Genomic DNA, 20,933 nt, shown 5'->3' on the forward strand with positions numbered 1-20,933 from the left:
TGAAGTCGTATCCCTGATGCACATCGCTGCAAAAAATGGGATACATCATGTCATCATTGCAAATTTCGCAAGGCACGTTTCGCCTGAGCGATACAAAGACCTTAAAAATAGACCACCTGAGCGTGGCGGCGGGTGAAAGCTGGGCGTTCGTCGGCAGCAACGGCAGCGGCAAATCCGCCCTCGCGCGGGCCCTGGCCGGCGACCTGACCCTGCTCAGCGGCCAGCGCGAAAGCCACTTCTCCCGCGTAACCCGCCTCTCCTTCGAGCAGTTGCAGAAGCTGGTCAGCGACGAGTGGCAGCGCAATAACACCGACCTGCTCAGCCCTGGCGAAGAAGATACCGGCCGCACCACCGCGGAGATTATCCAGGATGAGGTGAAAGATCCTGCCCGCTGCGCGCGCCTGGCCGAACAGTTTGGCATCAGCGCCCTGCTGGACCGCCGGTTTAAATACCTGTCGACCGGGGAAACGCGTAAGACCCTGCTGTGTCAGGCCCTGATGACCGATCCGCAACTGCTGATCCTCGATGAACCTTTCGACGGTCTCGACGTCAACTCCCGCCAGCAGCTGGCTGCCCTGCTGGCCGACCTGCACAGCGCCGGCATCACCCTGGTGCTGGTGCTCAACCGCTTCGATGAGATCCCGGAGTTTGTGCATTTCGCCGGCGTGCTGGCTGACTGCACCCTTAGCGAGACCGGCGAGAAGTCTTCCCTGCTGCAGCAGGCGCTGGTCGCCCAGCTGGCGCACAGTGAAAAACTGGACGGCATCACCCTGCCGGAGCCGGATGTCCCACCGGCCCGTCATGCGCTGGCAGACTCGGCGCCGCGTATCGTGCTCAACGACGGCGTGGTCTCCTATAACGATCGCCCGGTCATCAATCACCTCTCATGGACCGTGAATCCGGGCGAACACTGGCAGATCGTCGGTCCCAACGGAGCCGGTAAATCTACGCTGCTGAGCCTGGTCACCGGGGATCATCCGCAGGGCTACAGCAACGATCTCACGCTCTTTGGCCGCCGGCGCGGCAGCGGTGAGACCATCTGGGATATTAAAAAGCATATCGGCTACGTCAGCAGCAGCCTGCATCTGGACTACCGGGTCAGCACCAACGTCCGCAACGTCATCCTGTCGGGCTATTTTGACTCGATCGGCATTTATCAGGCGGTCTCCGACAAGCAGCATAAGCTGGTGCAGCAATGGCTGGATATTCTCGGCATCGATAAGCGCACCGCCGACGCGCCGTTTCACAGTCTGTCGTGGGGCCAGCAGCGGCTGGCGCTTATCGTCCGCGCGCTGGTGAAGCATCCAACCCTGCTGATCCTCGATGAACCGCTGCAGGGGCTGGACCCCCTCAACCGCCAGCTGGTGCGCCGCTTTGTCGACGTGTTGATTGGCGAAGGGGCCACACAGCTGCTGTTTGTCTCGCACCATGCGGAAGATGCCCCGGACTGTATTACCCATCGCCTGGCGTTCGTTCCCAGTGGAGACGGTTACACTTATCAACTCGGCCCCGTGGCCTGACGCCCCCTGCCGGGGATCGAAAGATCCCTGGTATTTTTCAGAAAAATAGCGCCAAAATAATATAATGACATGTTTTTAAAGCAAAATATATTCAATGATATCATTTCGCCCTTGAGTGTAAACGATTCCACTAACTTGTGCTATGTCACACTTTTCACTTCTTTGATATGCTATCTTCCTCACAAACGATAAGCCGAATGGAGCGAATCATGAAAGTTCTGGTTACAGGTGGTAGCGGTTACATTGGAAGTCATACCTGCGTTCAACTGCTGCAGCAGGGACACGAGGTGGTGATCCTCGACAATCTCTGCAACAGCAAGCGCAGCGTACTGCCGGTGATTGAACGTCTCGGCGGCAAAGAAGCCACCTTTATTGAAGGCGATATTCGTAACGAAGCGCTGATGACGGAGATCCTCCACGATCACGCCATTGAGGCAGTGATCCACTTCGCCGGGCTGAAAGCCGTCGGGGAGTCCGTCGCCAAGCCGCTGGAATATTACGACAATAACGTCACCGGCACACTGAAATTAGTCTCTGCCATGCGCGCCGCTGGCGTGAAGAACTTTATCTTTAGCTCCTCCGCTACCGTCTACGGCGATCAGCCGAAAATCCCGTATGTCGAAAGCTTCCCGACCGGCACCCCGCAAAGCCCTTACGGCAAAAGCAAGCTGATGGTAGAGCAGATCCTGACCGACCTGCAGAAAGCCCAGCCGGAGTGGAGCATTGCCCTGCTGCGCTACTTCAACCCGGTCGGCGCCCACCCGTCGGGCGACATGGGGGAAGACCCGCAGGGGATCCCGAACAACCTGATGCCCTACATCGCCCAGGTCGCCGTTGGCCGTCGCGAATCGCTGGCCATTTTTGGTAACGACTATCCGACCGAAGATGGTACCGGCGTGCGCGATTACATCCATGTGATGGACCTCGCCGATGGCCACGTCGCGGCCATGGAAAAACTGGCTGACAAAGCCGGGGTGCATATCTACAACCTTGGCGCCGGCGTCGGCAGCAGCGTGCTCGACGTAGTCAATGCTTTCAGCAAGGCCTGCGGCAAACCCATTAACTACCATTTCGCGCCGCGCCGCGATGGCGACCTCCCGGCCTACTGGGCGGATGCTGCCAAGGCCGACCGCGAGCTGAACTGGCGCGTAACGCGCAACCTGGACGAAATGGCGCAGGACACCTGGCACTGGCAGTCCCGTCATCCGCAGGGTTATCCAGACTAAGGAACCTTCATGAGCGTATTTAACCCCGTTGACCATCCACATCGTCGTTATAACCCGTTAACCGGACAGTGGATTCTGGTTTCTCCGCATCGCGCCAAGCGCCCCTGGCAGGGGGCGCAGGAAACGCCGGCAAAACAGACCTTGCCGGCCCACGATCCGGACTGTTTCCTGTGCCCGGGCAACACCCGGGTGACCGGCGACACCAACCCGAATTACACCGGTACCTACGTATTTACCAACGACTTTGCGGCCCTGATGACCGACACCCCGGACGCACCGGAGAGTGACGATCCGCTGATGCGCTGCCAGAGCGCCCGCGGCACCAGTCGGGTGATCTGCTTCTCGCCAGACCACAGCAAAACGCTGCCGGAACTGAGCCTTGGAGCGCTGGAAGACGTGGTTAAAACGTGGCAGGAACAGACCGCGGACCTCGGGAAAAGCTACCCGTGGGTGCAGGTTTTTGAAAACAAAGGGGCAGCGATGGGCTGCTCCAACCCTCACCCGCATGGTCAGGTGTGGGCCAACAGTTTCCTGCCTAATGAAGCGGAACGGGAAGACCGTCTGCAGAAAGAGTATTACGCCGCACAGGGCCAGCCGATGCTGCTGGACTATGTGCAGCGCGAACTGGCCGACGGCAGCCGCACGGTGGTGGACACCGAGCACTGGCTGGCGGTGGTGCCCTACTGGGCCGCCTGGCCGTTCGAAACGCTGCTGTTGCCGAAAGCGCACGTGCAGCGCATAACCGATCTCACCGACGCCCAGCGCAGCGATCTGGCGCTGGCGTTGAAAAAGCTGACCAGCCGTTACGACAACCTGTTCCAGTGCTCATTCCCCTACTCCATGGGCTGGCACGGCGCGCCGTTTAACGACGAAGACCATAACCACTGGCAGCTTCATGCCCACTTTTATCCGCCGCTGCTGCGCTCCGCGACGGTCCGCAAGTTTATGGTTGGTTATGAAATGCTGGCCGAAACTCAGCGCGATCTGACCGCCGAGCAAGCTGCCGAACGACTGCGCGCCGTCAGCGACGTCCATTTTCGTGAATCCGGAGTGTAATGATGAGTCTGAAAGAGAAAACCCAAACCCTGTTCGCTGACGCCTTCGGCTACCCGGCCAGCCATGTCATTCAAGCGCCAGGCCGCGTCAACCTGATCGGCGAGCATACCGATTACAACGACGGTTTTGTGCTCCCCTGCGCTATCGACTACCAGACGGTGATCAGCTGTGCGCCGCGCGACGATCGTACGGTGCGGGTGATTGCCGCCGATTACGACAATCAGACCGATGAGTTCTCTCTCGACGCGCCGATTATCAGCCACGACACCCAGCAGTGGTCGAACTATGTCCGCGGCGTGGTAAAGCATCTGCAGCAGCGTAACAGCCACTTTGGCGGCGCGGATCTGGTGATCAGCGGTAATGTACCGCAGGGTGCGGGGTTAAGCTCCTCAGCCTCGCTGGAAGTCGCCGTCGGCACCGTGTTCCAACAGCTGTATCATCTGCCGCTGGATGGCGCGCAAATCGCCCTCAACGGCCAGGAGGCGGAAAACCAGTTCGTCGGCTGCAACTGCGGCATCATGGATCAGCTGATTTCAGCGCTGGGCAAAAAAGACCACGCGCTGCTGATCGACTGCCGTTCGCTGGGCACCAAAGCCGTCTCGATGCCGAAAGGCGTGGCGGTGGTGATCATCAACAGCAACTTTAAGCGTACCCTCGTCGGCAGCGAGTACAACACCCGTCGTGAACAGTGCGAAACCGGCGCGCGCTTCTTCCAGCAGCCCGCCCTGCGCGATGTCACCCTTGAGCAATTTAACGCCGTCGCCCATGAGCTGGATCCGGTCGTCGCGAAGCGCGTACGCCACGTGCTGACGGAGAATGCCCGCACTGTGGAAGCCGCCAGCGCCCTCGAAAAAGGCGACCTGAAGCGGATGGGTGAGCTGATGGCAGAGTCCCACGCCTCGATGCGTGATGATTTCGAGATCACCGTCCCGCAGATCGACACCCTGGTGGAGATCGTTAAGGCCGCGATCGGCGATAAGGGCGGCGTGCGCATGACCGGCGGCGGCTTTGGCGGCTGCGTGGTAGCGTTAATCCCGGAAGATCTGGTCGATACCGTTCAGCAGGCCGTTGCCAACGAGTATGAAGCGAAAACCGGTATTAAAGAGACATTCTATGTCTGCAAACCGTCACAGGGGGCTGGCCAATGCTAACGCAAACCACCGCGCTGGCCCCGGACGGTCAGCCATGGCAGCAGGTGACCCTGCGCAATAAGTCGGGGATGACCGTCACCGTGGCGGACTGGGGCGCGACGCTGCTCAGCGCCGAGGTGCCGCTGGCCGATGGCAGCCTGCGCCGACCGCTGCTGGGCTGCGCAAAGCTGGAAGACTATGCTCGCCAGGCCGCATTTCTTGGCGCCTCGGTAGGCCGCTACGCCAACCGTATCGGCCACAGCCGCTTCCCGCTTGACGGCCAGGTCGTCAACGTCACGCCGTCAAACGACGCGGGTCACCAGCTCCACGGCGGCCCGGAAGGATTTGATAAGCGCCGCTGGCGCATTGTCCGCGCCGACGAGCAGGAAGTGCTGTTCGCCCTGACCTCGCCCGATGGCGATCAAGGCTTTCCGGGCACCCTGCAGGCCACCGCGCACTATCGTCTGACCGACGATAACCGCATCGCGATTACCTATCGCGCCACCGTGGACCAACCCTGCCCGGTGAATATGACCAATCACGTCTATTTCAACCTCGACGGTGAGCAGGGCGATGTGCGCCAGCATCAGCTCCAGATCCTCGCCCAGAGGTATCTGCCGGTGGAAAGCGACGGTATCCCGGGTGGCGAACTGAAAGATGTTGCTAACACCAGCTTTGATTTCCGCCAGCCGAAAACCATCGCCGCCGACTTCCTCGCGGATGCCGATCAGCAAAAGGTGAAGGGATACGATCATGCCTTCCTGCTGGATGCCAAAGGCGACGCCAGCCAGCCTGCGGCACAGGTCTGGTCGCAGGATGGCAAGCTGCAGATGACGGTCTATACCTCCGCTCCGGCGCTGCAGTTTTACTCCGGCAACTATCTCGGCGGCACCCCGTCGCAGACGACGGAGCCCTACGCCGACTGGCAGGGGCTGGCGCTGGAGAGCGAATTCCTGCCGGATTCGCCGAACCATCCGCAATGGCCGCAGCCGGACTGTGTATTACGTCCGGGCCAGGAGTACGTCAGCCTGACGGAATATCAGTTTATCGCCCGATAATCGCCAGCGCCCTCCATCAGGGGGCGCTGCTTTTCGTCCCCGCCCTCCTCTCTGCCGCCTCTTTTTTCAGCAACCTGCTCTATTTTCCGTCACCAAAGGACAAAAAAATAACCTGTGTATTACAAGCACCTTACACTGCGCCACTATTTTCGCTATGGTTAGGGATAAGCATTGCCGTGCGCCAAATCACGGCAATATAATGAGAATAGTTATCAATCAATAACACATACACCATCACATTCAGCGTACCGTTCGCGGCGCGAGGGATGGCGTGTAGAGAGGAGTGAGAGAATGGCTGTAACTAAGCTGGTACTGGTTCGTCATGGCGAAAGCCAGTGGAACAACGAAAACCGCTTCACCGGTTGGTACGACGTGGATCTGTCCGAGAAAGGCGTTAGCGAAGCGAAAGCAGCGGGTAAGCTGCTGAAGGCTGAAGGCTTCAGCTTTGATTTTGCTTATACCTCCGTGCTGAAACGTGCCATCCACACCCTGTGGAACGTGCTGGACGAACTGGATCAGGCCTGGCTGCCGGTTGAGAAATCCTGGAAGCTGAACGAACGTCATTACGGCGCGCTGCAGGGCCTGAACAAAGCGGAAACCGCTGAGAAATATGGTGACGAGCAGGTTAAACAGTGGCGTCGCGGCTTCGCTGTCACTCCGCCGGAGCTGACCAAAGACGACGAGCGCTACCCGGGCCACGATCCGCGCTATGCAAAACTGACCGACGCCGAACTGCCGACCACTGAAAGCCTGGCGCTGACCATCGACCGCGTCGTGCCTTACTGGAACGAAACCATTCTGCCGCGCCTGAAAAGCGGTGAGCGCGTGATCATCGCCGCTCACGGTAACTCCCTGCGCGCGCTGGTGAAATACCTCGACAACATGGGCGAAGACGAGATCCTCGAACTGAACATCCCGACCGGCGTACCGCTGGTATATGAGTTCGATGAAAACTTCAAGCCGATCAAACATTACTATCTGGGCAACGCGGAAGAGATCGCGGCGAAAGCTGCTGCCGTCGCCAACCAGGGTAAAGCGAAGTAATTTCTCCTGGTGAGAACAAAAAAGCGTGGAAATCTCCACGCTTTTTTTATGACCTGCGCTAGCGCGGAGTAGCTTAGCCGCGGCGGGTTTTCACCGCTTCCGCCAGCTGACGCAGGATCGTTTCGGTATCCTCCCAGCCGATGCAGGCGTCGGTGACGCTCTTGCCGTAGGTCAGCGGTTCACCGCTCTCGAGGCTCTGGTTGCCTTCCACCAGATGGCTTTCAATCATCACGCCCATAATGGCGCGCTCGCCGCCGGCGATTTGCTGGCATACGTCGGCACCCACTTCCATCTGCTTCTTGAACTGCTTGCTGGAGTTGGCATGGCTGAAATCAATCATTACCTGGGCCGGAAGACCCGCTTTCGCCAGACCGATTTTCACTTCCGCCACGTGCTTCGCGCTGTAGTTCGGCTCTTTGCCGCCGCGCAGAATAATATGGCAGTCGCCGTTACCGCTGGTATTCACGATGGCGGAGTGGCCCCACTTGGTGACCGACAGGAAACAGTGCGGTGCGCCAGCGGCGTTGATCGCATCGATAGCCACCTTGATGGTGCCATCGGTACCGTTTTTAAAGCCCACCGGGCAGGAGAGTCCGGAGGCGAGCTCACGGTGCACCTGGGATTCGGTGGTTCGCGCGCCAATGGCGCCCCAGCTCATCAGATCGGCGACATACTGCGGGGTGATCATATCGAGGAATTCCCCCGCCGCCGGCAGGCCGCTGTCGTTAATGTCCAGCAGCAGTTTGCGCGCGATGCGCAACCCGTCGTTGATGCGGAAGCTGTTATCCATATGGGGATCGTTGATGAGCCCTTTCCAGCCGACGGTGGTGCGCGGTTTTTCAAAATAGACCCGCATGACGATCTCGAGCTCGCCCTTCAGCACCTCGCGCAGGGGCAACAGGCGGGAAGCGTACTCTTTCGCCGCCGCCGGGTCGTGAATAGAACAAGGCCCAATCACCACCAGCAGACGGTCATCGTCGCCTTTGAGGATCTGATGGATCGCTTTGCGAGCATGTGCAACGGTGTTTGCAGCATTTTCGGTAGCAGGGAATTTTTCCAGGAGCGCAACGGGAGGTAATAATTCGTTGATCTCTTTAATGCGTAAATCGTCGTTCTGATAATTCATCTTCTTTCCAGCGTTGCCATACTTATTCAATGAAATGCAATCCCTCCAATCTATCTCTTCGCTGAAATAGTGTAAACGTGATTTTACAGTAGTGATGGAATAATCCTGGAAATAGGCAAAAATACGCCATAAAGTAGCGAAACCAGGCTCATGAACTACAATATTTAACTGTTAAAGCTAATTAAGCCTTACGTTTCAGGATTATATAGTGACACTGCGATCGTCTGCGGAGTCTTAAACCATAGCGAGTCAGATCCCTGGCACACTCACCGCTGGAGGCGTATTTGCCGCTTCCCGACCCAACAGGAGTATCCGATGAACATGAAAAAACTGACGACCCTTTTGCTCACCGCCACTTTAGGTCTTGCCAGCGGCGCTGCCCTGGCGGCAGATACCGGCGCCCAGTCCAATAATGGCCAGGCCAACTCTTCCGCGGATGCCGGTCAGGTGGCGCCGGATGCCCGTGAGAACGTGGCGCCGAACAACGTGGACAATAGTCAGATCAACTCTGGCTCTGGGGGCACCACGGGCTCGACGATGACCCAGGATAATATGTCGAGCGATGAGGTACATAAAAACTCGATGTGTAAAGACGGCCGCTGTCCGGACACCGGTAAAAAACTGGACAACGGCGGCAATACGACCCAAGACAACAGCAAAACCGACGGCACCACCCAGTAACACATGAGGTGGGCAGATCGAAGAAAAGGCGAGCCGGTCTCGCCTTTTCTTCGTTTTTTATCGCTCTCTGTTTATGATGTCATAGCGTAATAATGATAACTATTAAGGGACGACACTATGGCGCACTCGCATTCGCACTCCTCTGTCCAGGCTCCGGATAACAGCAACGCCCGCCGGCTGCTATGGGCGTTTATCGTCACCGCCGGCTTTATGCTGATTGAAGCCGTCGGCGGCGCGATCTCCGGCTCGCTGGCCCTGCTGGCGGATGCCGGCCATATGCTCACCGACTCCGCCGCTCTGCTGTTTGCGCTGCTGGCGGTTCGCTTCGCCAGCCGCCCACCAAATGCCCGCCATACCTTTGGCTGGTTGCGTTTAACCACCCTGGCGGCGTTTCTCAATGCTATTGCTCTGGTGGTGATCACCATGCTGATTGTCTGGGAGGCGATTCAGCGCTTCCAGCATCCGCAGCCGGTAGCCGGCGTGACGATGATGGTCATTGCAGTCGCCGGTCTGCTGGCCAACGTGCTGGCGTTTTGGATCCTACATCGGGGTAGCGAGGAGCGGAATCTTAACGTACGCGCCGCAGCGCTACACGTGCTTGGCGACCTGCTGGGCTCGGTCGGCGCGATCGTGGCGGCCGTGGTGATCCTCACCACCGGCTGGACGCCTGTCGACCCGATTCTTTCCGTGCTGGTTTCCTGCCTGGTATTACGTAGTGCCTGGCGATTACTGAAAGAGAGTCTGAATGAATTGCTGGAAGGCGCGCCGCGTTCGCTGGATGTGGCGGCCCTGCAGCGGGATATCCGTCGCTCTATCCCGGAGGTACGCGATGTTCACCACGTCCACGTCTGGCTGGTGGGGGAAAAACCGGTGATGACGCTCCATGTACAGGTCGTTCCACCGCACGATCATGACGCGTTACTCAACCGCATCCTGCATTTCCTGGAACATAAATATGAAATTGCGCATGCCACGGTGCAGATGGAGTACCAGCCCTGCAGCGGCCCGGAGTGCCATCTCAACACGATGCACGCCGGGCACGATCATCACCACCACCATTAGCCAGAAAACGCGTGAGAACCTCGCCCACGCGCGCTGTTTATCCACATCCGGCTGCCGTTCAACGCAATGAACGTCAGCAAGAGGTATTCCAGCGACATGGCATAGACGCCCTGACGGGCAAAAATCACCACGCTTATCACGTTGACGATCACCCACAGCAGCCAGTTTTCAACATACTTGCGGGTCATTAAGATCATCGCCACCACCGACAGCACCGTCATGCAGGAGTCCCAGAACGGGAAAGCATCCGGCTGCAGTTCCGGCATAGTGACCTGCAAACCGAGCGCTTGCATCAGGCTGACCGCGATCCGCGTCAGGAAAGCAAAGAACGGGTTGATAAACAGGGTCAGCAAGCCGATCGCTACCACGCAGGCCGCCAGCCAGCCCAGCGCTTTGCTGCGCGGCAGCCAGCGGATCTGCAGCTCAGCCTCATGGTTGCTGCTTTGTCGCGACCATGCATACCAGCCGTAAACGTTAGCGGCAAAAAAGAACAGCTGCAGCAGCAGGCTGGCGTACAGCTGGATCTGAAAGAAGATGATGGCGAACAGCGTGACGTTGACCAGCCCGAAAGCATAGTTACTGATCTTCTCCAGGCTCGCCAGCCAGATACACAACAGCCCGGCAATCGTCCCCACGGCCTCTATCCAGGAGAGATCGTACCCCCCAGCGCCGATGGGTATATGTACTAAAATATTCTGCGTGCTAAAAAAATCCATTTCCTCCCCTCAGCGTCTGGCGACGCGACAATAGGTTATCCCCGTAGTGTAGCCGCAAAATCCAGCATCCGGTTAAGGGGAATTAATGCGCCGGTTCGCAGCGCTTCGTCGACATGGATTTCATGTTCAGCGCCGCCCTGCTCGAGCCCCTCGGCAATGGCTTTCAGGCCATTCATCGCCATCCACGGACAATGCGCGCAGCTGCGGCAGGTCGCCCCTTCGCCGGCGGTGGGCGCTTCCAGCAGCGTTTTCTCCGGCACCGCCTGCTGCATTTTATAGAAAATACCGCGATCGGTGGCCACGATCAGCTGGCGCTGGGGCAGGCTTTTCGCCGCCGCAATCAGCTGGCTGGTGGAGCCTACGGCATCGGCCATCTCAACGATCGCCTGCGGCGACTCGGGATGGACCAGCACGGCGGCTTCGGGATGCAGAGCCTTCATCCGCATCAACGCCTGGGTTTTAAACTCGTCGTGCACGATGCACGCCCCCTGCCAGCACAGCACGTCTGCGCCGGTCTGACGCTGAACGTAGCGCCCAAGGTGGCGGTCCGGCGCCCAGAGGATCTTTTGACCAAGACTATCCAGATGGTCAATGAGTTCCACGGCGATGCTGGAGGTCACCACCCAGTCCGCGCGGGCCTTCACCGCGGCGGACGTATTGGCATAGACCACTACGGTGCGGTCAGGATGGGCGTCGCAAAAGGCGTTGAATTCCTCAATCGGACAGCCCAGATCCAATGAACACTCGGCGTTCAGGGTCGGCATCAAAATGGTCTTTTCCGGGCTGAGGATTTTGGCGGTTTCCCCCATAAAACGCACCCCGGCGACCAGCAGCGTGGAGGCCGAATGGCGGGCGCCAAAGCGCGCCATCTCCAGCGAGTCGGCGATACAGCCGCCCGTCTCTTCCGCCAGCTGTTGAATTTCAGGATCGGTGTAGTAATGCGCCACCATCACGGCATCGCGCTCGCGCAGCAGGCGCTTGATTTTTTCGCGGTAAAACTGCTTTTCGTCGACGGTCAGCGGCTGCGGTTTAGCAGGGAAAGGATAAATCGCCGTTTCAGGATCAAACATTACGCTCATCATGCAATCTCGTTTTACTGGCTTAACTCTACAACCGTCAGTATGGCCTTTCGGCGGCTTAACACGGTCATGGTGTTTTATATGCTAAACAAGATAGCCGATTACGAGCTAAAAGTCGTGATGAATTTTGTACATCAGACCCTTTTCCCGGGGACGGTGCTGCGCATCTGCCCGAACGACCGGTTCGTATCCTGTGCAGGCACGATAAGCGCAGCGTGACCGTGGGAAAATGATGAATTAAGAAAGTATTAACATTGATGAGTGGCAGGGAAAATGCAGATAGCAAAAAGGCGCCTTTTTACATTGGTGGGTCGTGCAGGATGACTCGGCTTCGCCTCGCCCTGCGGGCCGTCGCCGCAAGCGGCTCCGTTGTCTCACTGCGTTCGACTCGAACCTGCTGCAGAGAAACTCGTCTCATCCTGAGACTCGCCCTGCGGGCCAACGCTGCCGCGTTGTTCAAAATTGTTCCCGACAATTTTGTCGAATCGTTGAGTTCTGCGCATAGCAAAAAGGCGCCTTTAGGGCGCCTTTTTACATTGGTGGGTCGTGCAGGATTCGAACCTGCGACCAATTGATTAAAAGTCAACTGCTCTACCAACTGAGCTAACGACCCCTTGCGGGATTTTACTGCTGCCATCATTCAGGATGGTGGGTCGTGCAGGATGACTCGACTTCGCCTCGCCCTTCGGGCCGTTGCTGTCGCAACGTTATCCTTCACGTTCAGCATCTGAGTTAAATGCTGAAATTGGTGGGTCGTGCAGGATTCGAACCTGCGACCAATTGATTAAAAGTCAACTGCTCTACCAACTGAGCTAACGACCCGCTCTGGTACTACCTGAATAATTTCACTCGACACCAATTCAGAAATTGGTAGGTCGTGCAGGATGACTCGGCTTTGCCTCGCCCTTCGGGCCGTTGCTGACGCAACGTTATCCTTCACGTTCAGCATCTGAGTTAAATGCTGAAATTGGTGGGTCGTGCAGGATTCGAACCTGCGACCAATTGATTAAAAGTCAACTGCTCTACCAACTGAGCTAACGACCCGAGTGGTGGGTGATGACGGGATCGAACCGCCGACCCCCTCCTTGTAAGGGAGGTGCTCTCCCAGCTGAGCTAATCACCCGAAACTGCGCTTGATACTACCGATACTGCGTCCACCTACCCCATCATAAAAATGATTGGAGTGCAGGATGACTCGCTTCGCTCGCCCTTCGGGCCGTAGCTGAAGCAACGTTATCCTTCACGTTTAACACCGACGTTCGATGTTAAAGATGGTGGGTCGTGCAGGATTCGAACCTGCGACCAATTGATTAAAAGTCAACTGCTCTACCAACTGAGCTAACGACCCGGTGGTGGGTGATGACGGGATCGAACCGCCGACCCCCTCCTTGTAAGGGAGGTGCTCTCCCAGCTGAGCTAATCACCCGATACTACGCTGGATACTACTAAGCGGTGGGTCGTGCAGGATGACTCGGCTTCGCCTCGCCCTACGGGCCGTTGCTGACGCAACGTTATCCTTCACGTTTTACTATCGCGTTCCACCAGAACGATTGGTGGGTCGTGCAGGATTCGAACCTGCGACCAATTGATTAAAAGTCAACTGCTCTACCAACTGAGCTAACGACCCACTCTGGCATTGCTTTGGGCTTGTTTGATATCCCTTGGCAACGGCGGCATATATTACTGATTTCAGAATTCAGCGCAACTAAAATTTCGATAAAGATCACTTAACTGCTGGCGATTCAGGCGACAAGACCAGAAATAACGCGATTTCTGGTCATGCCGTAATCAACCAAGAGCATTAAGTCGTTTTTGCGCTTGTTTCGCACCGTCGGTGCCGGGGAATTTGTTGATCACCTGCTGGTAAACCGCTTTCGCTTTCGCGGTATCACCTTTGTCCTGCATGATCACGCCGACTTTAAACATCGCGTCAGGCGCTTTTGGCGATTTCGGGTAGTTCTTCACCACCGAGGCAAAGTAAAACGCCGCGTCGTCTTTTCTCCCCTTATTGTAGTTCAACTGCCCGAGCCAGTAGTTAGCGTTTGGCTGGTAGGTTGAATCCGGGTACTTTTTGACGAAGTTTTGAAACGCCACCATCGCGTCATCCTGGCGTGAGGCATCCTTCACCAGGGCAATAGCGGCATTATAATCGGTGTTCGCATCGCCGGTCATCGCCGGGGCGCCTGAGGTGGCCGCTGGCGCTGCGCTGGTGGCAGCCGCGCTCTGATCGCCAGAAGACGACGGAGCCTGCGCACCTGATGCTGCGCCGCCACCGCTGCTCAGACTATCTATCTGCAGCAGAATCTGTTTCTGGCGCTCAACGATCTGATTCAGCTGGTACTGGTTCTCCTGGATCTGCCCGCGGAGAGAATCAATGTCAGTCTGGTTATCAGAGAGTTGTTGCTGGAGTTGGGTTAAAAGCTGGCTGTGAGCATTGGAAATACGCTCGAGTTGAGTGACGCGGTCTTCGACCGAGCCTGAGCCGACACTACTGATTGGCGCCTGAGCAAAAGCGGCCCAGGGGGCCGCTATGCCAACCAGTAACGACAGACTCAATAAATGATGTCTGAAGTTACTGCTCATGCAATTCTCTTAGTAAACCAGTACGGCGCGACGGTTTTTGGCATATGCCGCTTCGTCATGACCCAGTACTGCTGGTTTTTCTTTACCGTAAGAAACGATGGAGATCTGATCGGCAGAAACACCTTTGCCCTGCAGATACATCTTAACGGCGTTAGCACGACGCTCACCCAGAGCGATGTTGTATTCCGGCGTACCGCGCTCATCCGCGTGACCTTCTACAGTCACTTTGTAGGACGGGTTGCTGCGCAGGAAGTTAGCGTGCGCGTCCAGCATAGCAGCGAAGTCAGAACGGATATCGTACTTGTCGAGATCGAAGTAAACGATGTTGTTCTGCTGCAGCTGCTGCATCTGCAGACGAGCTTGCTCTTCAGAAGACATGTTGCCGCCGTTACCGTTAGCGTCCATACCAGTGCCGGCACCCAGCATGCCTTCACCGCTCTGGTCGTTGCTGGCGTTCTTGTTAGAAGAACATGCCGCGATTGCCATAACCGGCAGAGCGATCATCAGCCCTTTCAGCACTTTGTTCAGTTGCATTTCTTTGATTCCTTTAATAATCAATTATTTATTATCACAGATACGGCGACCAGGCAGGCGATTTTACCTGTCCATCAGTTGCCGGAAGACGCGCTTTGAAACGCCCATCTGTAGAAACCAGATTCAGCACGGATCCCATCCCCTGAGAAGAGCTGTAGATTACCATAGTGCCGTTAGGTGCCAGACTTGGCGTTTCGTCTAAAAACGTTGATGACAGAACCTGTACACCACCCGTTTCCAGATCTTGTTTGGCAATGTGCTGCTGACCGCCGGCCGAGCTGACCATTACCATGGTTTTACCATCCGCGCTCACGTCGGCGTCCTGGTTCTGAGAACCTTCCCAGGTGATACGCTGCGGCGTGCCGCCATTAATGTTGACTTTATATACCTGCGGACGACCTGCCTGGTCAGAGGTGAAAGCCAGATTCTGGCTGTCCGGGAACCAGCTTGGTTCGGTGTTGTTGCTGCGACCGTTGGTCACCTGACGAATCTGACCGGATCCCAGATCCATTACGTACAGGTTCAGGCTACCGGTTTTCGACAGCGCGAACGCCAGTTTAGAACCATCCGGTGAGAACGCCGGGGCGCCGTTGTGCTGCGGGAAGGAGGCGATCTGACGCACAGAGGCGTTCGCCAGGGTCTGAACCACCAGCGCAGAACGACCGCTTTCAAAGGTAACGTAGGCCAGTTTAGAACCGTCCGGAGACCAGGCCGGGGACATCAGCGGCTGGGAGGAACGGTGAACCAGGAACTGGTTGTAACCATCGTAGTCGGACACGCGCAGTTCGTAAGGGTACTGGCCGCCGTTTTTCTGCACCACGTAGGCGATACGGGTACGGAAGGCGCCCTTGATGCCGGTCAGCTTCTCAAATACCGCGTCGCTGGCCGCGTGCGCCGCATAGCGCAGGTACTGCTTAGTGACTTTAAAAGAACCTTGCGCCAGCGTTGTGCCCGGCGCTCCGCCGGTGTCCACCAGTTGATACGCAACCTGATAAGAACCATCCGGATTTTGCGTGACCTGGCCGACGACTACGGCGTCAATACCCAGCGCAGACCAGGCAGCAGGCTGCACTTCCTGGGCACTGGTCGGCTGCTGCGGCAGACGAGAGCGATCCAGCGGATTGAATTTACCGCTGTTGCGCAGGTCAGCTGCCACGATACCACCGACATCTTCCGGCGCAGCGCCCTGGCCGGCCCACTGGAACGGTACCACGCCGATAGGGCGCGCCGAGTCCACCCCCTGGGTGATCTCGATACGTACTTCTGCGTGCAGCACCGCCGCCCACAGCATTAAAAAACCAAATGCTACTCGTAATGCCTGCTTCATCATATCTCCCTTATCCGGGCGGAAAGCCCACGATAATTTAGCAGAATGTTAACAAACTCAAATATACAAAACTACCAAAACCCTGTGACTACCATAGATTGTTTTTCCCCGTTTGCACGGGGAAAAATGTCACTGAGGTTTGAAGTCCAGTGGCGCATTTTTGAAGACTTCATATACTGCCTGGCTAGGTGGTTTCGGAAACTTAGCCTGTCGGGCTGCGGCAAGAGCGGCCTGGCACAGAGCAGGATCACCACCTTCGGACTGTATATTTAACAACAGACCGTCAGGAGCAAGTTTGATACGCAAGGTACATGTTTTGCCCGCATAGGACGATGCGTCATAAAACTTACTTTCAATCGCCGATTTTATCTGTCCGGCATAGTTGTTGATATCAGCCCCTGAGGCACTGTTTTTAGTATTACCACTCCCGGCAGCGGAGGCATTGTTTCCTTTGGCCCCACCGCCTGTTTTAGGCGCATTCTTACCAGAACTCAGATCGCCGAGCAGGTTGTCAACGCCGTCCGCTTCTTTCGCAGCCGCCGCTTTCTTCGCCGCCGCGGCTTTTGCTGCTGCCGCCTTGGCCGCTTTATCAGCTGCAGCCTTCTCTGCTGCAGCCGCTTTCGCTGCCGCCGCTTTTTCAGCGGCTGCGGCTTTCTCGGCGGCGGCCTTCTCAGCGGCCGCTTTTTGCGCGGCGGCTTTCTCAGCGGCTTTTTCGGCAGCCGCTTTTTCAGCTGCCGCCTGCTTAGCCGCTTCCTGCTGGGCTTTTTTCTCCGCTTCCTGTTGCGCTTTCTTCGCAGCCGCCGCTTCCGCTTTCTTCTGCGCCTCGGCCGCAGCTTTCGCCGCTTCAGCTTCCGCCTGTTTCTTCGCCTCGGCAGCGGCTTTCGCTGCAGCGGCTTCGGCCTGCTTCTTCGCGTCAGCAGCCGCCTTGGCCGCCGCCTGTTCTGCCGCTTTCGCCTGGGCATCCGCCTTCGCTTTCGCCTCGGCGGCCGCTTTGGCAGCGGCTTCCTGCGCTTCTTTTGCCTGTGCGTCCGCTTTGGCTTTTGCCGCCGCGGCGGCCTTGGCAGCCGCTTCTTCAGCCTGCTTCTGCTGCTCCTTCGCTTCTTTCGCCGCTTCCTGCGCCTGCAGCCGCTCCTGTTCGAGCTGTTTCAGCCGTTCCTGTTCCGCCGCCTGTTTCTCACGTAACTCTTCCGCCTGCTGCTGCGCCTGTTTTTCACGCTGTTCAGCGGCGCGACGTGCGCTGGCCTGCTGCTGTTGCTGACGGTTATAGTTATTTACCACCGCCCCCGGATCGACCATGACGGCATCAATCGACGATCCGCCGCCGCCGCCGGCAGAGGCATCCAGATGCTCGTCAAACGAACTCCAGATCAGCAGCGCGATCAGAATGATGTGCAGCGCGACTGAAATGATGATCGCTCGTTTAAGCTTGTCGTTTTGTTCGGTTGCCTTTGACACTATCGGTTCCCAAAAACTGTTCGCCTGTATCCGCGATGCGCACCGACGGCGAGCGATACCCGCCACCGGACGCCGCGCGGACGCACCTACCTGAAGCGATTAAATAGGTTTGGTCATCAAGCCGACCGATTTAACCCCTGCACTATGCAACAGGTTCAGCGCTTTAATAATTTCATCGTAAGGGACGTCTTTCGCACCGCCGATCAGGAATACCGTTTTTTCATTGGCTTCAAGACGACGCTTCGCTTCGGCAATTACCTGCTCCGGCGGCAGCTGGGACAGCGTCTCCTGCCCCACCTTCACGCTGTACTGCCCTACCCCGGAGACTTCCACAATCACCGGCGGATCGTCATTGCTTTTCACCGCTTGCGATTCCGTGGCGTCCGGCAGATCGACTTCCACGCTCTGCGTAATGATCGGCGCCGTTGCCATAAAGATCAGCAGCAGCACCAGCAGGACATCCAGCAGCGGAACGATGTTGATCTCGGACTTCAGTTCGCGACGTCCGCGTCCACGTGCTCTGGCCATGGCTTACCCCTTATTGCTTTCGCTGGTGGTAAAGGCCTGACGGTGCAGAATAGCGGTGAACTCTTCCATAAAGTTGTCGTAATTCAGTTCAAGCTTGTTCACGCGCTGGTTCAGGCGGTTATACGCCATGACCGCCGGGATCGCGGCGAACAGACCAATCGCGGTGGCGATCAGCGCTTCGGCGATACCTGGCGCCACCATCTGCAGGGTGGCCTGCTTCACCGCGCCAAGGGCGATAAAGGCGTGCATAATCCCCCAGACGGTACCGAACAGACCGATATACGGGCTGATCGAGCCTACGGTGCCGAGGAACGGAATATGGGTCTCCAGCGTTTCCAGTTCGCGGTTCATCGAAATACGCATCGCGCGCGATGCCCCTTCGACAATCGCTTCCGGCGCATGGCTGTTAGCCCGATGCAGGCGTGCAAACTCTTTGAAACCGCTGTAGAAGATTTGTTCCGAACCGGTCAGGTTATCGCGACGCCCCTGGCTCTCCTGGTACAGACGAGAGAGCTCGATCCCGGACCAGAATTTGTCCTCGAACGCTTCAGCTTCACGCGCGGCCGAGTTAAGGATACGCGTTCTCTGAATAATGATAGCCCAGGAAGCGATAGAAAAACCAATCAAAATCAACATGATAAGTTTTACCAGAAGGCTCGCCTTCAGGAACAAATCAAGGATATTCATGTCAGTCACTGCTTAAACTCCGCGACAATAGACTTGGGAAGCGCACGTGGCTTCATTAAGAGTGGATCAACGCACACAATGAGAACCTCAGCTTCGTTTAACACTGTATTCTCGGCGTTGACGATTCGCTGCGTGAAAACCAAAGAGGTGCCGCGCATCGAGGTAATTTCCGTCTGGACTTCGAGCATGTCGTCGAGTCTGGCGGGGGCAAAATACTCCAGCGTCATTTTGCGAACCACGAAGGCAACGCGTTCAGCCAACAGCACCTGTTGACTAAAGTGATGGTGGCGCAGCATCTCTGTGCGTGCTCTTTCATAAAAAGCGACGTAACTGGCGTGGTAAACCACACCACCGGCATCGGTATCTTCGTAGTAGACCCGAACCGGCCATCGAAACAGCGTTGTATTCACTTTACATCCCGGTAATGCAAAAAAAGGTTAGAGCTTTCAAACTTCGCTACTATACGCGCGGGAAAGGTGGTTTGGAATGGGGGAAAGTAAACGGGGCGTAAATTTTTATGGGCTTATGCAAGCCCATAGCATTAACAGAGATCTCTTATTCAAAAGAAGAAAAAGAAGAGACCTAAAGCGAGCACGATATCAGCGATAAGCGGACAAAAAATCCCCTGCCAGTGAACGGCACGCGGGCGAAAGCCCACGCCGTGAATAACGCCGCTGCAAACCGCCCACATCAGCAAGAAACCATGCCAGATTTCCAGCTCGCTGGTCTTCGCCGCAAAGCGCGACGGATCCCAGAAAATGCAGCCAGCCAGCAGCAGCGCCATCAATAAGGAAAGCGCCCGGAGCGGGCGCTTGTCCATTATCGCGTACAGAGTAGCGATAAATTTCATCAGATTTCTTCTTTCTTCCCGGCTTTGGTGGCTTCCACGTGCTCAAGCGCCAGCGCGGTAATGACCCCAAAAGCACAGGCAAGAAGCGTTCCCAAAATCCATGCGAAGTACCACATATATAGCTCCTTACCTTAGTACAGCGAGTGGGTATTCTTTTCGATGTCTTCGCGCGTGATGCGGCCAAACATCTTCCAGTAACACCAGCTGGTGTAGGCCAGAATGATCGGCACGAAAACAATCGCCACGTAGGTCATCAGGTTCAGCGTCCGCTGACTGGAGGTCGCGTCCCACATCGTCAGGCTGGCGTTCAGCATGGTGCTGGACGGCATGATGAACGGGAACATCGCGATACCGGCAGTCAGAATGATGCAGGCCAGGGTCAGCGAGGAGAACAGGAATGCCCAGGCACCTTTATCCGCTTTGGTCGAAACGACGGTCAGCAGCGGCAACACCACGCCCAGGGCAGGCACCGCCCACAGCGCTGGCATATTGTTAAAGTTCACCATCCACGCGCCAGCTTCCCGCACCACTTCCTTGGTCAGCGGGTTAGACGGGCCGGTATGGTCAATCACCGATTTCACCACATAGCCGTCGATGCCGTAGTAGACCCACACGCCCGCCAGCGCGAAGCAGACCAGCGTCACCAGCGCCGCCACCATGGAAACGGTGCGAGTACGCAGGTGCAGTTCGCCTACGGTACGCATCTGCAGGTAGGTGGCGCCCTGAGTCAGGATCATCGCCACGCTGACGATACCGGCCAGCAGACCAAACGGGTTCAGCAACTGGAAGAAGTTACCGGTATAGAACAGACGCAGGTATTCATCGACGTGGAACGGCACGCCCTGCAGTAGGTTGCCAAAGGCCACGCCAATCACCAGCGGCGGCACGAAGCTACCGATGAAGATGCCCCAGTCCCACATGTTGCGCCAGCGGGTGTCCTCGATCTTGGAACGGTAGTCAAAACCGACCGGACGGAAGAACAGCGAGGCCAGCACCAGAATCATCGCCACATAGAAGCCAGAGAACGCCGCGGCGTAAACCATCGGCCAGGCAGCGAACAGCGCGCCGCCGGCGGTGATCAGCCACACCTGGTTACCGTCCCAGTGCGGGGCGATGGCGTTGATCATAATCCGACGCTCGGTGTCGTTGCGGCCGAGGAAGCGGGTGAGCATGCCCACCCCCATGTCGAACCCGTCGGCGACGGCAAAACCAATCAGCAGAATGCCAATCAGCAGCCACCAGATAAAACGCAATACTTCATAATCGATCAT

The 20,933-nt window shown here is 57.0% G+C and carries 22 protein-coding genes, 7 tRNA genes and 1 other RNA gene; 9 read left to right on the top strand and 21 right to left on the bottom strand.

Annotated elements, in window-relative coordinates; genetic code table 11:
- The first annotated feature begins 47 nt into the window (after positions 1–47).
- From modF to gpmA, 6 genes are all read left to right on the top strand, one after another.
- On the top strand, positions 48–1,520 hold the full coding sequence (gene modF, locus AB1E37_RS17650; RefSeq protein WP_004223711.1) for a molybdate ABC transporter ATP-binding protein ModF: 1,473 nt from the start codon (positions 48–50) through the stop codon (positions 1,518–1,520).
- A 209-nt stretch (positions 1,521–1,729) separates the two neighbouring features.
- Positions 1,730–2,746, top strand: coding sequence for a UDP-glucose 4-epimerase GalE (gene galE / locus AB1E37_RS17655; protein ID WP_002895150.1), 1,017 nt, complete (start codon positions 1,730–1,732; stop codon positions 2,744–2,746).
- A gap of 9 nt (positions 2,747–2,755) precedes the next feature.
- Positions 2,756–3,802, top strand: a complete 1,047-nt coding sequence (gene galT / locus AB1E37_RS17660; RefSeq protein WP_004142166.1) for a galactose-1-phosphate uridylyltransferase — start codon at positions 2,756–2,758, stop codon at positions 3,800–3,802.
- A gap of 2 nt (positions 3,803–3,804) precedes the next feature.
- On the top strand, positions 3,805–4,953 hold the full coding sequence (galK, locus tag AB1E37_RS17665; protein ID WP_004179071.1) for a galactokinase: 1,149 nt from the start codon (positions 3,805–3,807) through the stop codon (positions 4,951–4,953).
- The gene (galM, locus tag AB1E37_RS17670; protein WP_004142169.1) at positions 4,947–5,990 is read left to right on the top strand and encodes a galactose-1-epimerase; all 1,044 of its coding nucleotides are present in this window, start codon (positions 4,947–4,949) and stop codon (positions 5,988–5,990) included. Before galK ends, galM begins: the two co-directional genes overlap by 7 nt.
- Before the next feature lie 291 nt (positions 5,991–6,281).
- Positions 6,282–7,034: a 2,3-diphosphoglycerate-dependent phosphoglycerate mutase gene (gene gpmA / locus AB1E37_RS17675; protein ID WP_002895089.1), complete on the top strand. Its 753-nt coding sequence runs from the start codon at positions 6,282–6,284 to the stop codon at positions 7,032–7,034.
- A 73-nt stretch (positions 7,035–7,107) separates the two neighbouring features.
- On the opposite strand, the gene aroG is transcribed toward gpmA, so the two are convergent.
- Entirely contained in the window at positions 7,108–8,160 is a 1,053-nt protein-coding gene (gene aroG / locus AB1E37_RS17680) for a 3-deoxy-7-phosphoheptulonate synthase AroG (protein WP_004223705.1), read from the bottom strand.
- Positions 8,161–8,475: 315 nt separating this feature from the next.
- Here aroG and AB1E37_RS17685 point away from each other — a divergent pair, with 315 nt between their 5' ends.
- Positions 8,476–8,841, top strand: a complete 366-nt coding sequence (locus AB1E37_RS17685) for a YbgS-like family protein (protein ID WP_002895084.1) — start codon at positions 8,476–8,478, stop codon at positions 8,839–8,841.
- A gap of 117 nt (positions 8,842–8,958) precedes the next feature.
- Positions 8,959–9,903, top strand: coding sequence for a CDF family zinc transporter ZitB (gene zitB / locus AB1E37_RS17690; protein WP_004147641.1), 945 nt, complete (start codon positions 8,959–8,961; stop codon positions 9,901–9,903).
- On the opposite strand, the gene pnuC is transcribed toward zitB, so the two are convergent.
- Positions 9,900–10,619, bottom strand: coding sequence for a nicotinamide riboside transporter PnuC (pnuC, locus tag AB1E37_RS17695; protein WP_004223702.1), 720 nt, complete (start codon positions 10,617–10,619; stop codon positions 9,900–9,902). The genes zitB and pnuC overlap by 4 nt on opposite strands.
- Positions 10,620–10,654: 35 nt before the next feature.
- The gene (gene nadA, locus AB1E37_RS17700; protein ID WP_002895074.1) at positions 10,655–11,698 is read right to left on the bottom strand and encodes a quinolinate synthase NadA; all 1,044 of its coding nucleotides are present in this window, start codon (positions 11,696–11,698) and stop codon (positions 10,655–10,657) included.
- 69 nt (positions 11,699–11,767) lie between these two features.
- On the opposite strand from nadA, the gene AB1E37_RS17705 reads away from it, so the two are divergent.
- The gene (locus AB1E37_RS17705; protein ID WP_032424328.1) at positions 11,768–11,917 is read left to right on the top strand and encodes a hypothetical protein; all 150 of its coding nucleotides are present in this window, start codon (positions 11,768–11,770) and stop codon (positions 11,915–11,917) included.
- Positions 11,918–12,002: 85 nt separating this feature from the next.
- On the opposite strand, the gene AB1E37_RS17710 is transcribed toward AB1E37_RS17705, so the two are convergent.
- The 18 genes from AB1E37_RS17710 to cydB all read right to left on the bottom strand — a co-directional run bounded on the left by AB1E37_RS17710 (position 12,003) and on the right by cydB (position 20,933).
- Positions 12,003–12,140: non-coding RNA, RtT sRNA (locus AB1E37_RS17710), on the bottom strand.
- Positions 12,141–12,235: 95 nt separating this feature from the next.
- Positions 12,236–12,311, bottom strand: a tRNA-Lys gene (locus tag AB1E37_RS17715).
- 133 nt (positions 12,312–12,444) lie between these two features.
- A tRNA-Lys gene (locus AB1E37_RS17720) sits at positions 12,445–12,520 on the bottom strand.
- 146 nt (positions 12,521–12,666) lie between these two features.
- Positions 12,667–12,742 (bottom strand) — tRNA-Lys (locus AB1E37_RS17725).
- Between the two features lie 3 nt (positions 12,743–12,745).
- Positions 12,746–12,821 (bottom strand) — tRNA-Val (locus AB1E37_RS17730).
- Positions 12,822–12,970: 149 nt separating this feature from the next.
- Positions 12,971–13,046: transfer RNA gene (locus AB1E37_RS17735), tRNA-Lys, on the bottom strand.
- Positions 13,047–13,048: 2 nt separating this feature from the next.
- A tRNA-Val gene (locus AB1E37_RS17740) sits at positions 13,049–13,124 on the bottom strand.
- 125 nt (positions 13,125–13,249) lie between these two features.
- A tRNA-Lys gene (locus AB1E37_RS17745) sits at positions 13,250–13,325 on the bottom strand.
- A gap of 161 nt (positions 13,326–13,486) precedes the next feature.
- Positions 13,487–14,281, bottom strand: coding sequence for a cell division protein CpoB (gene cpoB, locus AB1E37_RS17750; protein ID WP_002895071.1), 795 nt, complete (start codon positions 14,279–14,281; stop codon positions 13,487–13,489).
- Between the two features lie 9 nt (positions 14,282–14,290).
- Positions 14,291–14,815: a peptidoglycan-associated lipoprotein Pal gene (gene pal, locus AB1E37_RS17755; protein ID WP_002895068.1), complete on the bottom strand. Its 525-nt coding sequence runs from the start codon at positions 14,813–14,815 to the stop codon at positions 14,291–14,293.
- Between the two features lie 34 nt (positions 14,816–14,849).
- A complete protein-coding gene (gene tolB / locus AB1E37_RS17760; RefSeq protein ID WP_002895066.1) occupies positions 14,850–16,142 on the bottom strand; it encodes a Tol-Pal system beta propeller repeat protein TolB in 1,293 nt (430 codons plus the stop codon).
- A 129-nt stretch (positions 16,143–16,271) separates the two neighbouring features.
- Positions 16,272–17,597 carry a cell envelope integrity protein TolA gene (gene tolA, locus AB1E37_RS17765; RefSeq protein WP_004179068.1) on the bottom strand — a complete coding sequence of 442 codons (1,326 nt, stop codon included), beginning with the start codon at positions 17,595–17,597 and terminating at the stop codon, positions 16,272–16,274.
- Between the two features lie 99 nt (positions 17,598–17,696).
- On the bottom strand, positions 17,697–18,125 hold the full coding sequence (gene tolR, locus AB1E37_RS17770; RefSeq protein WP_002895061.1) for a colicin uptake protein TolR: 429 nt from the start codon (positions 18,123–18,125) through the stop codon (positions 17,697–17,699).
- A 3-nt stretch (positions 18,126–18,128) separates the two neighbouring features.
- Positions 18,129–18,821 (bottom strand): Tol-Pal system protein TolQ, encoded by a 693-nt coding sequence (gene tolQ, locus AB1E37_RS17775; RefSeq protein ID WP_004152221.1) that lies wholly within the window; start codon positions 18,819–18,821, stop codon positions 18,129–18,131.
- Positions 18,818–19,222: a tol-pal system-associated acyl-CoA thioesterase gene (gene ybgC / locus AB1E37_RS17780; protein WP_002895056.1), complete on the bottom strand. Its 405-nt coding sequence runs from the start codon at positions 19,220–19,222 to the stop codon at positions 18,818–18,820. Before ybgC ends, tolQ begins: the two co-directional genes overlap by 4 nt.
- A gap of 149 nt (positions 19,223–19,371) precedes the next feature.
- Positions 19,372–19,662, bottom strand: coding sequence for a cyd operon protein YbgE (gene ybgE / locus AB1E37_RS17785; protein ID WP_002895053.1), 291 nt, complete (start codon positions 19,660–19,662; stop codon positions 19,372–19,374).
- Complete coding sequence (cydX, locus tag AB1E37_RS17790) at positions 19,662–19,778, bottom strand: cytochrome bd-I oxidase subunit CydX (protein ID WP_002895051.1); 117 nt, start codon at positions 19,776–19,778, stop codon at positions 19,662–19,664. The genes ybgE and cydX overlap by 1 nt, the downstream gene beginning before the upstream one ends.
- A 15-nt stretch (positions 19,779–19,793) precedes the next feature.
- Positions 19,794–20,933, bottom strand: coding sequence for a cytochrome d ubiquinol oxidase subunit II (gene cydB / locus AB1E37_RS17795; RefSeq protein ID WP_002895049.1), 1,140 nt, complete (start codon positions 20,931–20,933; stop codon positions 19,794–19,796).

This window comes from Klebsiella sp. Shm-1, assembly GCF_040804525.1.
In the GTDB taxonomy this organism is placed as follows: Bacteria; Pseudomonadota; Gammaproteobacteria; order Enterobacterales; family Enterobacteriaceae; genus Klebsiella; species Klebsiella pneumoniae.